The 14,792-nt window shown below is 63.2% G+C and carries 15 protein-coding genes; 1 reads left to right on the top strand and 14 read right to left on the bottom strand.

Annotated features, from left to right (window positions below; translation table 11 throughout):
• Positions 1-178: 178 nt before the first annotated feature.
• The gene (locus ACFX4F_RS00570) at positions 179-703 is read left to right on the top strand and encodes a tetratricopeptide repeat protein (RefSeq protein WP_380651186.1); all 525 of its coding nucleotides are present in this window, start codon (positions 179-181) and stop codon (positions 701-703) included.
• 162 nt (positions 704-865) lie between these two features.
• Here ACFX4F_RS00570 and ACFX4F_RS00565 read toward each other — a convergent pair whose 3' ends face one another.
• The 14 genes from ACFX4F_RS00565 to ACFX4F_RS00500 all read right to left on the bottom strand — a co-directional run bounded on the left by ACFX4F_RS00565 (position 866) and on the right by ACFX4F_RS00500 (position 14,790).
• Complete coding sequence (locus ACFX4F_RS00565) at positions 866-1,252, bottom strand: hypothetical protein (RefSeq protein WP_099820868.1); 387 nt, start codon at positions 1,250-1,252, stop codon at positions 866-868.
• A gap of 617 nt (positions 1,253-1,869) precedes the next feature.
• Positions 1,870-3,240 carry a HAMP domain-containing sensor histidine kinase gene (locus ACFX4F_RS00560; protein ID WP_088101008.1) on the bottom strand — a complete coding sequence of 457 codons (1,371 nt, stop codon included), beginning with the start codon at positions 3,238-3,240 and terminating at the stop codon, positions 1,870-1,872.
• The gene (locus tag ACFX4F_RS00555) at positions 3,203-3,880 is read right to left on the bottom strand and encodes a response regulator transcription factor (RefSeq protein WP_025874286.1); all 678 of its coding nucleotides are present in this window, start codon (positions 3,878-3,880) and stop codon (positions 3,203-3,205) included. Before ACFX4F_RS00555 ends, ACFX4F_RS00560 begins: the two co-directional genes overlap by 38 nt.
• 8 nt (positions 3,881-3,888) lie before the next feature.
• Positions 3,889-4,362, bottom strand: coding sequence for a hypothetical protein (locus tag ACFX4F_RS00550; RefSeq protein WP_033831854.1), 474 nt, complete (start codon positions 4,360-4,362; stop codon positions 3,889-3,891).
• An 88-nt stretch (positions 4,363-4,450) separates the two neighbouring features.
• Positions 4,451-4,927, bottom strand: a complete 477-nt coding sequence (locus tag ACFX4F_RS00545; RefSeq protein WP_312705554.1) for a hypothetical protein — start codon at positions 4,925-4,927, stop codon at positions 4,451-4,453.
• 253 nt (positions 4,928-5,180) lie between these two features.
• Positions 5,181-6,059 carry a 30S ribosomal protein S6--L-glutamate ligase gene (rimK, locus tag ACFX4F_RS00540; RefSeq protein ID WP_025874283.1) on the bottom strand — a complete coding sequence of 293 codons (879 nt, stop codon included), beginning with the start codon at positions 6,057-6,059 and terminating at the stop codon, positions 5,181-5,183.
• 94 nt (positions 6,060-6,153) lie between these two features.
• Entirely contained in the window at positions 6,154-6,396 is a 243-nt protein-coding gene (locus ACFX4F_RS00535) for a hypothetical protein (RefSeq protein ID WP_380651179.1), read from the bottom strand.
• Positions 6,397-6,702: 306 nt separating this feature from the next.
• Positions 6,703-7,203 carry a hypothetical protein gene (locus ACFX4F_RS00530; RefSeq protein WP_380651176.1) on the bottom strand — a complete coding sequence of 167 codons (501 nt, stop codon included), beginning with the start codon at positions 7,201-7,203 and terminating at the stop codon, positions 6,703-6,705.
• 72 nt (positions 7,204-7,275) lie between these two features.
• Positions 7,276-8,196 carry a hypothetical protein gene (locus ACFX4F_RS00525; protein WP_380651174.1) on the bottom strand — a complete coding sequence of 307 codons (921 nt, stop codon included), beginning with the start codon at positions 8,194-8,196 and terminating at the stop codon, positions 7,276-7,278.
• Positions 8,193-8,765 (bottom strand): DUF6932 family protein, encoded by a 573-nt coding sequence (locus ACFX4F_RS00520; protein WP_380651171.1) that lies wholly within the window; start codon positions 8,763-8,765, stop codon positions 8,193-8,195. The genes ACFX4F_RS00525 and ACFX4F_RS00520 overlap by 4 nt, the downstream gene beginning before the upstream one ends.
• Positions 8,766-9,048: 283 nt before the next feature.
• Positions 9,049-9,981 carry an SOS response-associated peptidase family protein gene (locus ACFX4F_RS00515; RefSeq protein ID WP_380651168.1) on the bottom strand — a complete coding sequence of 311 codons (933 nt, stop codon included), beginning with the start codon at positions 9,979-9,981 and terminating at the stop codon, positions 9,049-9,051.
• 54 nt (positions 9,982-10,035) lie between these two features.
• Entirely contained in the window at positions 10,036-10,557 is a 522-nt protein-coding gene (locus ACFX4F_RS00510; protein ID WP_380651165.1) for a DUF4376 domain-containing protein, read from the bottom strand.
• A 28-nt stretch (positions 10,558-10,585) separates the two neighbouring features.
• Positions 10,586-11,884 (bottom strand): hypothetical protein, encoded by a 1,299-nt coding sequence (locus ACFX4F_RS00505; RefSeq protein WP_380651163.1) that lies wholly within the window; start codon positions 11,882-11,884, stop codon positions 10,586-10,588.
• 68 nt (positions 11,885-11,952) lie between these two features.
• Complete coding sequence (locus ACFX4F_RS00500) at positions 11,953-14,790, bottom strand: hypothetical protein (RefSeq protein ID WP_380651160.1); 2,838 nt, start codon at positions 14,788-14,790, stop codon at positions 11,953-11,955.
• Positions 14,791-14,792: the final 2 nt, after the last annotated feature.

Raw genomic sequence — 14,792 nt, 5'->3', positions numbered from 1 at the left:
ACCGGACAGTTCGCTGACTTCATAGTGCAGCACTGCCCAACCGCTCAAAGCCGAGCAGGCGGCGAGGGCCAGACCGAAAAGTACGACAAGGGGCCTACGTTTTGGCCTACGTTTTGGCCTACGTTTTGATCTACGCTTCGACATGCCTCGCCCTTGTGTCGACGTTTCCCGGAAATCCTTGGGCAACCGTCCTTTTGCCTACGATATCCGCCGGCTCGCCATGAACCTGCTGACACAAATGACAACAGTCTTTGAAAGACTATTGAATGACGGCCAGATCACGGCCGCATTGGAGCACATCCGCGCCCATTTGGACTCGGATAGTGGCGAGGCTGTTTTTCTCGCCGCCCATCTGAGCATATCCGGCGAAACGTCCGAAGTGTTTGAGGAGCGCTCCATCCGTCAGCTCCGCGCCGCAGCCGCGAAGAGCTATGCCCCGGCGATTTTGCAACTCGGCATGCGCTATCTGTTCGGCGACTCAGTGGAAATCGATGTTGCGCGCGCGGCCACCCGCTTCAAATCGGCAGCCGAGGCAGGTTATCCCCCGGCGATGTACGAGTACGGCCTTGCTTTGCTCCATGGCAAGGGAGTGAAGCAGGCCAGGACAGAGGCCCGTGCCTGGATCAGGCGCGCCGCTGAAGGTGGGGACGAGACTGCGCAGGAGTTCGTACTTACGTACGGATTCATGCACGCCGGTGACTGACACACTGTCGCGATCCGAATAGGAGCCTGCGGCATGACGGGCATCGTGCTTGCTCGACTACCAGTCTGATCTGGTAACAACCGCCGGGCGTGGCCCGGCGCTGTTGGATACCCATGGAACAGTCGCGCAGTGCGGGGATGAGCATCCACGCATGGCGTGGATCTACTCCAGCTGCTGGCGGGCGTAGCGGGCGAGCTCGCGGGTGGCCAGCAACAGGCCTTCTACTACGTCCGGCGGCAGCTGCTGGCCTGCGCTGCCCTGCACCCGTGCCGCTTCGGCGGCGTGCAGCATCTGGATCAACGCATTGAGGCCGGCCAGGGTGCGGCTGAGGCTGGCCAGGGTCACTGCCTGCGACGGGGTGAGACCTGCCCCCTGCCGGGTCTGGCCATCGGCATTGTCGCGGCCATCCATGCGTGCCATCAGCGCGGGCAGCAGGTCGCTGGGTTCGGCCAGCACGTCTTCGATGCGTTCGGCGATGTCGGCCGGCAACTGATCGGCGGATTCGCCGACCAGGCGGCGCAGGTTCGGATAGGTGGTGCGTGCAGACATGGCAATGCTCCTCGCAGACGGCAAGGCCACCCGCGGATGCGGGGTGGCGGACGGTGCGGGTTGGCGTACCGGAGACCCAACAACTCGAAAGCAAGGAAAAAGACTCCAGCGGACTCTTGCGAGTCCCCACGCACCGCCCGCCGAAGCAGAAGGCATGCGGTGCATTTTCCATGATGGCCAAAGCGCATCTGGAGCTTTCAAGTTGTCGGGTTTATTCAGGACGCCAATCCCGGCCAGGGCGATGGCCCCAGCCATGCCATCTCGCCAGCTGCATGCAATGCGGTCATGAGGCGAAAACGCCATGTGGGCCAACCATCTGCGGAACCGTGCGGTGTGACACGCTCAGCGCGCGGACTGCATCACGCAGGTGTCGTGCCGGGCCAATGACGCCGCTTCTTCGCGAAAGCTGCATTGGCGTTGCATGCGACATTTCGCGCCGAGTGGGAGATTTTGGCGACGGATGGATTCGTGCCGACCAAGGTCGGCACCTACCAAAGCGGCATCGGCGACGGATGGATTCGTGCCGACCAAGGTCGGCACCTACCAAAGCGGCATCGGTGACCGATGGATTCGTGCCGACCAAGGTCGGCACCTACCAAAGCAGCAGCCAGAATGGGTTACAGCGGCTTCGGCGAGAACGTCAGCGTGGCGATCACGCCACGGGCACCGCCCGGGCGCACGCTTACCTGCCAGCCGTACAGATCACACAGGCGGCTGACGATCGACAGGCCGATGCCGCCGCCCTGCGAGTGACCGGCGTGAGTGCCGCGATAGCCACGCTGGAACAGCTTGGCGGCATCTTCCTCGCTCAGGCCCGGCCCGCTGTCGGTTACCGACACGGCGTTGGCGCCCACATGCACGCGCACCTCGCCATCCTGCGAGTACTTCACCGCATTGCCGATCAGATTGCCCAACGCCACCGACAACGCCGCTTCGGGGGCATCGATGACCAGATCGCGCTCGCCATCAAGGTGCAGTTCCAGCGGCTTGCCACCCAACTGCGCGCGATGCGCATCCAGCAGCTGTTCGGCCACACGGGCCACATTGCTGCTGCCCTGCCCGCGCTCGTTGCGCGACAGCAGCAGCAGCGCGCCGATCAGATCGCTGCACTGCTGCTCGGCACGCTGGATGCGCTGCAGGCGCTGCAGCACCTTCTCGTCCAGACCCGGGCGGGTCAGCAGCAGCTCGGTAGCGCCACGGATCACCGCCAACGGCGTACGCAGCTCATGGCTGACGTCCGCATTGAACTCACGGTCGCGCTGCACCACTTCGGTCAGCCGCGAAGAATAGTCATCGAGCGCCTGGGCCAGCTGCCCCACTTCGTCATCGGGGAAGCGCGGCGCCAACGGCTCGGGCTCACTGGTACCGCCACGATACGCACGCAGGCGTGCGGCCAGATCCGAGACCGGCTTCATCACCTTGGAGGCCGACCACCAGCCCAGCACCAGCGACAGCAGGCTGAACACCAGCACCGACAGGAACAGCGCGCGGTTGAGCTGTTGCCCACCGCGAACGCTGTCGGTCATGTCGTAGGCCAGGAACGCCCAGGCATCAGGAGTCTTGCGCACGGCCAGCTTGTAGGAATAGCGCTCACCGCGCTCGTCCACACCGCCCATGTTGTACAGGCCGTCCTTGAACTCGTACCAGTCCGGCTCTTCCTCGCGCAGCGCCTCGAACTTGTCCGGCTTGATCAGGCGCGCGCGCATCTGCTGCACCGGCAGATCGGGGTTGCGGTCCGGGCTTTCGTAGTAACGCCGCACGTACTCGCTGATGTTGCGGTTCATCACGTCTTCCACCAGCTGGTTTTCCACCCGCATGCGGGCCCAGTTGGTGGCGAACGCGAACAGTGTCGTCAGGCAGAAGCCCAACAACACGAACGAGACGATGATGCGGCTGCGCAGGCGCCGCCGATAAGGCGTGCGCCGGCGCTCCCCCTTGCTTGCCACAGAATCAGGCTTCCGGCGTGGCGATGCGGTATCCGATGCCATGGCGGGTCTGGATCATCGGCACTTCAAAGGGCTTGTCCACCACAGCGCGCAGGCCATGGATGTGCACGCGCAGCGAATCGGAATCCGGCAGCTCTTCTCCCCAGACACGGGTTTCCAGTTCCTGCCGGGTGACCACGGCCGGGGCCGCTTCCATCAACGCCTGCAGGATCTTCAGTGCGGTCGGGTTGAGCTGCAGCAGCTTGCCCTGGCGGCGCACTTCCAGCGTATCCAGGTTGTATTCCAGATCACCGGTTTCCAGCACGCGGGTCTGCACGCCCTTGCCGCGACGCGACAGGGCGTTCAGACGCACTTCGACTTCCTGCAGCGCGAACGGCTTGATCAGGTAGTCGTCGGCACCGGAATCGAAGCCGGCCAGCTTGTTGTCCAGCGAATCGCGCGCGGTCAACATCAGCACCGGGGTCTGCTTGCGCGCTTCGTTGCGAAGCTTGCGGCAGACCTCGATACCGTCCATGCCGGGCAGGTTGAGATCCAGGACAATCGCGTCGAACTCATGCACGACAGCCAGATGCAATCCGGTCACTCCGTCGGCAGCGAAGTCCACGGTGTGGCCCCGGTCCTCCAGGTAGTCACCCAGATTGGCCGCAATGTCGCTGTTGTCTTCGATTACCAGGATTCTCACTGTCACCTCTAATTGACGAATTTACCGACGCGCTGGGCCTGGCCCATGTCGCGCTGTGCCTTGTCCTTCTGCCGAGCACGCTCGGCGACGGTCATGCATTGCGTGGACGACATGTTGGAACCAATGGCCTTCTCACGTCGGCATATTAGACGACTATCTTCACGCGCCTGTGTCAAAACGGTGTTCACGACCTGCTGATCGTTGAAGACCTCAGTTCGTACCGATTCAGGCATCGCGTCCTTGGTCGGATACTGCTCGGCAGCGGCGCGGATGCGAACCAGAGTCTCGCGGACCTTGCCGCGCTCTTCCTGGCGCAGCTCGGAATAGGTTTCGCCATCGTTGAGCTCGATCTCGATGCGCTCAACCTGCTGCAGCAGCGGCTTGCCCGGCAGGAAGACCTCTTCGGCACTCTTGGCCCCTGCCGAGGCAGCGACCAGGGCCAATGCCGAAACCAGAACCGCCGATATCACTGGATGCTTCATACAAACGAATCCCTGTCTGAGGTGAACGCCGACTGTATGCGGATGCGCGCTCTGCCAGCAAGTGCTGGCCGGCAGGGTGCAGGTAGCCTTACAGCTTGGAATCCGGGTTCACGTTGCTGTAGGTGCGCTGGTCGTTGAGCAGGGCCTTGCCCTTCTCTTCGATACGGCGGCGTTCGGCCACGGTCATGCATCGACTCTTGGGCATGTTGCTGCCCGTGGTGCGCTGGTATGAGCAAATCTGGCGACTGTCGTCGTGGGCGCGCGTCAGGATGCTGTTGACCCGCTCCTGATCGTTGAAGACGTCATTCTGCACCTGCGGCGGCAGCTCCTGGACAGTCTGCCGGTCGCCCATCCGTTGGGTGATCCGCGCCAGTGCCTGCTGGACCTGGCTGCGGTCCTCGGAGGAGATTTCGTTGTAATCGCCCTGCTGCAGGGCTTTTTCGACCTGGCGGACCTGCTCGGCCACCGGGCTCTGGCGGTCCATCTGCACAGCCGCCTTTTCCGGCTTGGCCAGTGCAACGCCAGGCAGGCACAACAACAGCACGATCATCGTGGTGCGGTACATCGCCAACCTCCCGATCCTTCGGAACGAAGGCCCAACTCTACGAGTGTCCCCACGTGCCCACAAGGGCCCCTTGGCAGGGGGCGCGGGCATAAAAAAGACCCAGGCGGTGCACCCGCCTGGGCCTGAAGTTGTATCCCGATACCGATCCTGCTGAGAGGCAGAGCTGCGGTTCGTTGAAGGCTACGCCCGGGGCGATTAAAGCGGTGTTAAACCCGCCAATCCCGCCTGAACCAGATTTCAAATCATTGAAATATCAGGATTTTTTGATTTTCTCGACATGCTCGATGATGCGTGCGGCGACATCCACCCCGCAGGCCGCCTCGATCCCTTCCAGGCCGGGAGTGGAGTTCACCTCCAGCACCAGCGGGCCGCGCTCGGAGCGGATCAGGTCCACCCCGCATACCCCCAGCCCCAGCGCCTTGGCCGAACGCACGGCCACCTGCTGCTCGGCCCGACTGGCCTTGGAGGCCACCGCGGTACCGCCGGCATGCAGGTTCGAGCGGAAATCCCCTTCCGGAGCCTGGCGCTGCATCGACGCCACCACCTGGTCGCCGACCACGAAGCAGCGCAGGTCGGCGCCCTTGGCCTCGCCGATGAACTCCTGCATCAGGAAGTTGGCATACAGCCCACGCAGGGCTTCGACGATGCCGCGCGACGCGCTGGCCTTCTCGGTGAGGATCACGCCACGGCCCTGGGTGCCTTCATTGAGCTTCACCACATGCGGCGGCGGGCCGAGCATGGACAACAGGTCGACGGTGTCGTCCGGGTTGTCGCCAAAAACAGTGACCGGCATGTCGATGCCCTTGGCGGCCAGCAGCTGGTGTGCCCGCAGCTTGTCGCGCGAGCGCAGGATCGCGTCGGACGGATTGGGCGTGCGCGCGCCCATCAATTCGAACTGGCGCAGCACGGCGGTGCCATAGCGGGTGACCGAAGCACCGATGCGCGGGATGACCGCGTCCACGCCGGTCATCGGCCGCCCCTTGTAGTGCATGGAAAAGCCGTCCGCGGCGATGCGCATGTAGCAGCGCAGGGGATCGAGTATGCGTACGGTATGGCCGCGCGCGCGCGCGGCCTCGACCAGCCGACGGGTGGAGTACAGCCGGGTGTTGCGGGACAGGATGGCGAGCTTCATCGCAGTGGGATCGGTCGGCAGGCGCGCAGCATAGCGTGGCGGCGTTGCGCCTGGATGATGCTGTTCGGTCCACGCGCGGCAGTGACCGCCCCGCTCAATCGGAGCCTGGCAGCGCCGGCGGATAAGCGCGCGCCGCTTCGCCCAGTGCCGCGATGCAGGCCATCTGGATCGCCGACCCACTGAAGGCCTCCTGATAGATCTGCCCGATCAGCCGCGCGGCCTCCGGACCACCGGCGCGCCCGAGTGCTCGAACCGCTTCAACCTGTTTGGCCGAGCCGATGCCGGCGGAAAGAAAGATCCGATGCAGCACGGTGACGACGTCATCCCTGCGATCCATGCCTGCCTACTCCCTGAAATGAGAGCAACACGCTAGCGAAGACCGCAGCGGCCGGACATGCGGATTGTTTGAATCTGCATGCCGTGCGCAAACGAAAAACCCCGGAAGCGACAATGCCGCTTCCGGGGTCTGGATGCTGGAGCGGGCGAAGGGAATCGAACCCTCGTCAGTAGCTTGGGAAGCTCTGCGGGACACCCTTATTAAACAATGAGATAGGCTCTGTTTTCGCTCCGCAATCAGGCGCGTAGGGCGTGCCGTTTCCCCGATGGAAATTACGTTCCTTCGGCGATTGCGGAGCGGAATTGACTACACGAATCGGGCGATTCCTGCCCTGATCCAAGCCTTCTTCGGATCCTTCGCCCTGGGCTTGGTCTCCGCCGGCGGCTTGCGCGGCTGGAGCGCTTCCTTGACCCGCTCCAGTTCCCTCGTCCCGGCCTCGGCCAGGCGGCGAGCCTGTTGCTGCTGCTCGCGGGTCGGCGGCAGGCCGGGCATCGGCGGCGGCGGCTGAATCGGGGTGCTGTCTGTCAGCCGGGCGACGGCTTCACGCAGAGGCATGTCGGGGTAGAGCCTGGCGGCGCACCAGCGCTCGGCGAAGCGCTTCGCCTGCCGGACGTTGGCCGCGCGTACTTCCTTCACGTGCCAGAACTTCTGGCCTTCCATCCACAGACGGACACCTGGGCGGCCATCAGGGGTGATGCTGGCCGTCTCCCGGCCGTTGTACCAGAGCGCCCAGCGCTCACCCGTCTGGACCCAGCCAGAGGGGATCGGGGCGGCACTGAAGCCTTGGTAACCATGCGAGGGCAACATGGACGGAAGAATACGGCCTGCAGTCTCACACGCTGCGATTCTTAACACTTCAAGCCTTAACGATTAGGGCTTTCAGCTCCCGCCGCCTAGAATTCCGGGACCATCGAGAAATTCCGGACGCCCTATGAAGAGATACTTCGGGCGGCCATCACCAACCCGGGTAATTCTCGCGCGAACGCTGCACCTGCGATTTCCCTGACCGAACAACGTTTCGAGCTCCCCTACCGAACGATCGACCTTACCTCGGACAACTTCGCCATCAGGTAACCGCAACTCGAAAGATCGCGTAACAGGCAACACACCAATGAGCACCCCTTCGAGCGTATCTTCTTCTTCAGCTATGTTGTCGTCCTCCAGCCGCGTAACGCTGCGAACGACCTCAAGGTGACTGCCGAAACTGAAGGTCCGCTGTGCGGTCGCGAGTGTGCATAGCGCCCCACTCTGCATTAACACCTCAGCGAAGGCACGGACTTTCGCAATAGCGCGCCTATCAAGGTCTACAACGGCCTCAGCCAGTGCATCGTCCTCTTCAACCGAAGATGCCTCGAGGAGCTTTTGAGCTCGGTCCACTGCCTCCTGGACCGTTCCGCCTTCAACGAGCTCACGGTTTCGGCTCTCAAGCTCAAATCCGAACGATCCAACGGCGGTTCCCGTTATGAGCATCTCAAAATCCGGCCGATCAGGAAGTGGGCCGTGGTCGGCCAGAACTCCTCTCAGCGAAGCCCCTACCGCCGAAACCGCATCTGAGAATGCCGACATGGCTTTGGCACCAAACGAGGCGGAAATCCCGTAACTACCGACAACCGGTCCTCCCTTGAAGGTAAGACGCGACTGGAAGTGATTGCCTTGATTGGCCTCAAGCCGGGTCCTCAGCGATGCCAGACGCCGCTCCAATCCGACTTGCGTGAAAACATCATCCGGATCAACGGATCGCAGCAGTCGGTTGACCTCTTCGATTTCGCTCTTCAGAGAAGCAAGCTCGAACGCTCTCACGCGGCCACCTCGTTGACATTGAGCATCTCTATCGCATGCTCGTCGAATTCGGGGGACAACGGGATCTGCAAAAATCCTTTCCAGACTCCGCCGCGCGTATGGCCCCAGACACTCGACCAGTAGGCAGCTCTATCAGCGACTCGATCCGGTGTGGCAACTGAGAGATCGACCATGTACGCATCGCATCGGAAATGTTCCTTCGCAATCTCGTTAACGAAAAGCTGCGGGTTATCCTGCACAAGCAGAACGCGCTCGGCGCGACTCATAGTCGGAGGAGAAAAGAAGAACGTGACCACGTCGATGTCGCCTGGCGGACGTCCCTCAAGCGTCTCCACATCCGTGCAGAAACTTCCGTTCACCCACTGAAATCCAGAAGTAAAGCCTAAAGCGTGCAAGCCAGCGCGATACTGCAGAAAGCCTTCGATAATCGATCGACGTTCTGCTGTTGTTGCTAGCTCATGGACTACATCCAACACGCTCACCTGATAGGGCGAGCGCACGTTGGAGACAGGATCCTTTAGATCGACAGGAGGCAGAAGCCCTGCTGCGTTCCAATTGGGTACGGCCATCGCGACGTCCGGTGTCTGAGCAGTTGCGCAGACTTGAACGTTAAGCCAACTCTATGAATGCGGCAACATGCCTTCATTAGCATCAATACTAACATCCAGGAGTCTCGTTAGCTGAGACTGTCGAGCTCCCTCTGTCTAAGCCATGCGAAATTGGTGCCGGCACGGCGCTGCTCAGGCGCCTCCGGGTTGAGCGGCCTGCGGCCCCGGATCCGGCGAGACCAGCATCGCCGCCCTACCCCGCCAACGCCATCAGGGAACCGCGCGACGCTCGCTCAGGTTTCGCCTAGGCGGCCAGCCGGTGCTCGTAGAACGGGTGCCGCTTGTCGTCAAAGATCCGGTACAGCGCAGCCAGGTCGGCAGAATCCGGGTTCAGCCAGCTGTCGACGTGCTCGGGCTTGATGTTGATGATCGTCCGGTCGTGGCCGGCTGCGGCCACCTCGGGTTCCGGGTCGTCGGTGATGGCCGCGAACGACAGTAGATCCGGCTCCTTCCCCGCCGGATCCACCCAATGCGACCACAGGCAGGCCACCAGCATCGGCTCGCGCGTGCGCGGGGTGAACTGCACCACCTGGTTCTTGCCGTCCGGCCCCTCAACGTTCTCGTAGAAGGTGTCGACCACCATCAAGCCGTGGGTATGGCCGAAGGCCGGCGCCCAGAACTTCTCCAGGCTGTCGCGCCTGGCGTTGTACGTGCCCGGGAAGCGCTGATCGTAGTTGGCCGGCTTCCCCGCCAGGCGGCACTGATAGCGCATCGGCTTGATCGTCAGCTTGCCGCCCTCGGAGACGATGACCGGAGCATACACGCCAGGGAAGATCCTGCTGTCCCGGTCCTTGCCTTCGGACCGCTTCAGGTCGCCCAGCTTGCCCATGGCGCGTTCGATCTTGTTGCCGGCGATGCGCACGTCTTCCCGGGCCTTCTTCGTCTCCTTGGCCTGCAGCGATCGCTCCGCATCAGCCAGGCGCTTCCGATTGGCGAAAAGCTCCTGCTCAAGGATGGCGGCTTCGGCCTGGTTCCACTGCTGGATCTCTGCCCACACCGCCCGCTCTGCCGCGCTAGTGCCGGCGCGGAACGCATCATCCATCGCCTTCGGGGTCTTAGGCCGCTTCTTGCCCGGGTCGTGCGCGTAGAGCGCGGCGAACTCCTGCAGCGACACGGTGGCGCCGGTCATGCGGACCAGCTTCTGGTAGGCGGCTTCGATCTGGGCGGAATAGCACATGGCCGCAATCTGGCCGCAGGCCGCGTTGTGGCAGCGTGATGGGTGCGGCAGGAGTCAGTCCGTGCCCAATCCAGCGACAGGGGGGCTTTCGTGTCCGAGGCCGGATCCCGGCGGCCAGCCCGCCATCACGTCGTAGGCGTCCACGTCAGCCTGCGTCTGCAGCTGCTCGATTGCCTCATGGTGCGCGCGCTCGGCGGTGAAGCAGGCCTGCACGTGGGCGCTGATCGCCAGAGCGATACCTTGCAGTTCGGCCGCCGTCAGCTGCACCCAGCCGCTTTGCGCCTTGAAGTCCACCGATTCCAGCCCACCCAGCTGGATGGCCGACAGAACGCCGCTCAGGCGGTTCTGGTCGTCAAGCGTGGTGCCAACCTGCACGCCGCCCAGAACGATACCGCCAGTCTCGCGGTTCCAGCGTTCTGCAGTGGCAGCCGCCAGCAGATCCTCTTTGACTTCGGTCAGCGACTTGAGCGGCACCAACGGCAGCGGCGTGTTGCCATCGTCCAGCCAGCGCTGGTAGTCGACCCACATCCAGTGGCCGCGCGGGATGTTTGCACCCGTGTCAACGCACAAGATCACGTCAGGATTTTCGGTCAGTTGGTACACGTTAGATCTCCGCGTCTGCAGTGAAGTGGAACCAGCCGCCGAACGTGCCAGGGTTGTTCACCCAATTGATTTCGCAGCCGCCCTCACTCAACCCACGAACAGTGGGCACGCCGCTGCTGTCTGCGTTGTCTGACATTGTGACCTTGTTCGGGTTGCCGGATACAGCGCCATACACGGTGACAGCCGGAGACGTTCGCATGCCAACCGGGAATCGCAACGCATATGCGCTAAAACTTGGCGAGTTGGTCCCGCTGATTTGAAGCCCCGTAGCAATCCGTCCCGAGTCGCTGTTGGGCGTTCCTGCCTTGGTCGGCAAAGCGTAAGACTTGCAATAGTAACGCTGACACAGTTGCAGTTCGTGCCCTACTGGACGCCATTCAAAATCGGTCGCCTTGTCACCTTTTTCCATTTGCACCTGCGCCAATTCAAACAGTCCGGTTTGTCCGACAAGCTGACCGCCAAACAGAGCGGGCCTGTCATCAGCGTAGAAGAACGTCAGCAGCAAAGCGTTGTTGCCACCCACAGACTTACCGGCAATTGAAGGCACGTCAAAGGTGACCGTGTACTTTGTGAACTTCGTCGTGAGGGTGATGACGGAGCTAGCTTGCACCTCGACCATCGTAGAACCGCCAACGCCAAAATGCTGTTGGATCAGCAGACCCACTTTCTTGCCAGCCACACCACTACGCATCCAAAAAGATACCGTGGCCTTTTCGCCTGCGAACGTATGCACCCCTTCAATCCATTGGCCCACCCACGCTGACGTGACGCCCGACACCACATTGAAGCCGAGGAATCGAACGGAATCAGGGATCTCACCCGGGGTGGTCCCGCCGAGTCCCCAATTGCTTGTAACCCCGGCGCCTGCCGACGAACAGATCCAGCGGTCAGCCGTGTATGCAGCGGTATTGGTGATGGTGCCAGGGTTGCCGCGCTGGTAAATGTCGAAGTTGCCATTGATGATGCGATTCTTGCCGAGGATGCGCGCCGACAGCGCAGTATCAGCATTGGTACGCGCTGTTGTCTCAGCCTGCACTGCCGCGATGCGATCAGCGGTTTCCTGCGTGATAAGGGAATGGTCTGCATCAATGCGGGCACCGAGTGCGGCATCTGCTGCTGTGCGCGCGGCGATTTCGTCGTCCAGGCGCCCGCCTATCTCCCCGCCGCCGGACTCCAGCAACACCAGGCGTGCCTCGGTATCCTCAAAGTTGTCGTTGCAGATCGCGAACGCGGTAAAGGCGTCGTCGCCTGGACTACCATCTGGCTGGATGGTCGTTTGATCGATGATTTTCTGCGGCATGTGTGTTTCCTGTTGGAATTGCCCACGGCAAAGCAGGCCGGACCCGCCGGCCTGCGCAATGGGCTGTTTCAGTTCTCGACCGAGATCACCGCGAGACTTTGAGTGATGGTTTGCTGCTGGAAGGTGCCGGATGTGTGGGTCACGTCCTGGGCGGTGAACCCGGAGATAACGGCGCGGTACTGCATCGTTTCCGAGCTGGGGCTGGTGTCATTGACGGTGAACGAACCACCCCAGTTGGACACAGCGCGATCAGCCCCATCCGGCTCGTTCATGATGTTCACCGAGCCCCCAACGTTCAGCACCTGCCACAGCGTTTCGGCGTTGTTGCCGATCTTGCGGTAGATATCGACGCGTGCCGTGTTCTGCCCGGCTCCGGCCACGAAGCCCGACGGCCCCAGCGTGGTCTGAACCCGCTCATGACGCCGGGTGAAACTGACAGTCACCGTGCGCACGCGGCCGTTGGTTGCGAATGGACCGTTGACCAGCTCAGTACCGATGGTCTGCGTGGTCGTGGTCTGAACCGCGTTGCGCAAAATGCCGGCCGACAACTGGCCGCCGAAGTAGGCACTGCCGTTCGCGTCCATCCACATCATGGCGTTGGTCTTCGATGCGGCGGCGGCGCCAACGTTCGGGCCGAAGTAGTCGATCAGGTTGTCACCGTTGGCACCGAAGCCAGGGCCGATGATTCGCTGCGCCGCCCCCTTCCAGACGCGCAGGTAGCCGTTGCGCCACTCCATGCCTTCGGAGGCGCCATTGGGCGCGACGATCTCCATGCTGTTGGTCAGGAATCGCAGACTGACCACATTGCCGTCGTTGCCCAGCTCCATGCCGCCCACCAGCGGACCACCGCCGGCGTCCGCGATCAGGTGCAGGAACGCCTTGGCCATCACTTGCGCCAGACCACCCTCGGTCTGCACCACCCTGGCTTCCATGCCTTGAACTACTTGTGCGCTGGCCTTGCCGTCCACCTCGGCCTTGACTGAAGTCAGCTGGCCGGTGACCGCTTCGATGCCCTGCTCGGTCACCTCGACCCTGGCGCTGATCTCCTCGACGTAATCGGCTGAGGCCTTGCCATCCAGCTCGACCCCGAGGTGCTGGACCTGTACCGCCTGGGCCGCCTGCTCGGTGGCGATGACCTCGATTGACCTGGTTGCACTGGCCTCGAATTCGCCCAACTCGGCGCGCACCGATTCCACCTGCTTGGCATTGGCCCTATCGCCTTGCGCGATGACCGACTGCCAGGTCTTGACGCCCGCGTATACCTTCCGGTCTCCCGCATTCCAGTCGCGGTCGCCGGCGTGCTTGTACGTCATCTGGGCTTCGAGCGATGACGTTCTGTCGCCGACAGCCCGGACACCGTCCTCTGTGTCCTCCACCCGCGCGGAGACGGCATCCAGCGCCTCCGCAGAAGCCACGGCGCCGTCTCCTGCGGGCATCCTCGCCGATACCCGGCCGATGGCCTCAGCGTTGGCGCTATCACCATCAGCGCGCGCCTGGCGCTCCTCCGTTACGCTCGCCTCGGTGGCCAGCGGCCCATCACCCATCGGCATGCGCGCCTGCAGGATCTCGATAGCCGTTGCCGAGGCCTCATCGGCACTTACGCGCGCGTCCCGCTCGGCCGCAAACAGGCCGGTTGCAACCTGGGACAGATCCGTCCCTTCATAGTCACCACGAAGCTGGGCGGCCAACGTCTCCCGCTTGCTGGCCTCGGCAACATCGCCCGCAACCCGCGCCCGCGCCTCCTCCTGTACCAGCGCCACGCCGGCACCCGGTGTCGGCCGGCCGATTGCCACCCAATCCACCAGGAAGTAGTTGGCCACCGCCTGCTCATCGCCGAACTGCAGGCGGACCGCATCCACCTCGCCCGGCCACCAGGCAATGTCCGCCACGTCGACCGTGGCCACGCCATGGTCATCCCACAGGGGCTGGGGGATCTGCGCCCGCTTGTCCACGTCCCAGTTCTGGTCCTCGGCCGTGATCCACTGCAGGTAGCCATTCCACACCGGCGTGCCTACTCGCTTTACACGCAGCTTGGCGAAGCGATAGGCGCTGCCGTCGATCTCCAGCGCCGGCGGCGACTGCACCCATGGCGCCTCGGTGCCATTGGCCGGCCGCAGCCAGCCGTCGATCACAGTGGGATCGGACCCGTTGCCGGTCCAGCCCTCGGCCGTCGTGTCGAAGTACCAGATTTTCCGGCTATCGAACTGCGTGCCGCTGCCGGCCACGATCTCCGACAGCGCGCGCGACAGCGATTCAACGTCGCTCTGTCGGGTCTCGGCCTCCAACGTGATGGCGGCCTCGCGCGCCAGTCGCTCGTTGAGGTCGCCGTCTGCTCGGTGTTGCGCCTCCTGGGTGATTGCTTCCATGGCGTCCGATACGCCCTGCTGCCGCAGCGCTGCCTCGGCCATCAGATCGCGCGCAGCGTCGGCCAGGCCATCGGCCCGGGCGGCGGCCTCCATTGCATCCGCCTCGATGCGGTCGGCAATCTCCTTGGTCAACCGCTGCTGCTGCTCGATCAGGTCGCTCGTGGTCGGCGATGGCGTAGCCTCCACCACCGAACCCGAGCCCGGCTTGCCGCGCACTGTCGGGGTGATCCGAAACCACCACTTCGTGCCGCTGCCGTCGCTGTAGAGGTAGCGGGTTTCGACGGTGCGGTAAATCTCCGTCCAAGGCCCCTGCGGGCTCGGCCCGCGTTCGATCACGTAGATCACCCCGGCCTGGTCGACCGGGTTCCATTCGATCAGCACACCATCGGCCACGGGGTTGGGGACAACCCCGTCCACCGGCGGCACCTCCGGCGGCCGATAGGCCACCGGGAACCAGGTCGAGTAGCGCGGTGCCGCCGGAGACGGGGACGGCAGCGCGCCCACGCCGATTTCAACCAGCGTGAGTTTCCTTGCCAGCATTG

The organism is Stenotrophomonas sp. YIM B13575 (genome assembly GCF_042787595.1).
Classification (GTDB): domain Bacteria; phylum Pseudomonadota; class Gammaproteobacteria; order Xanthomonadales; family Xanthomonadaceae; genus Stenotrophomonas; species Stenotrophomonas lactitubi_B.
Note: the sequence above shows the minus strand (reverse complement) of the source record. Positions and strands in the feature narration are given on the sequence as shown.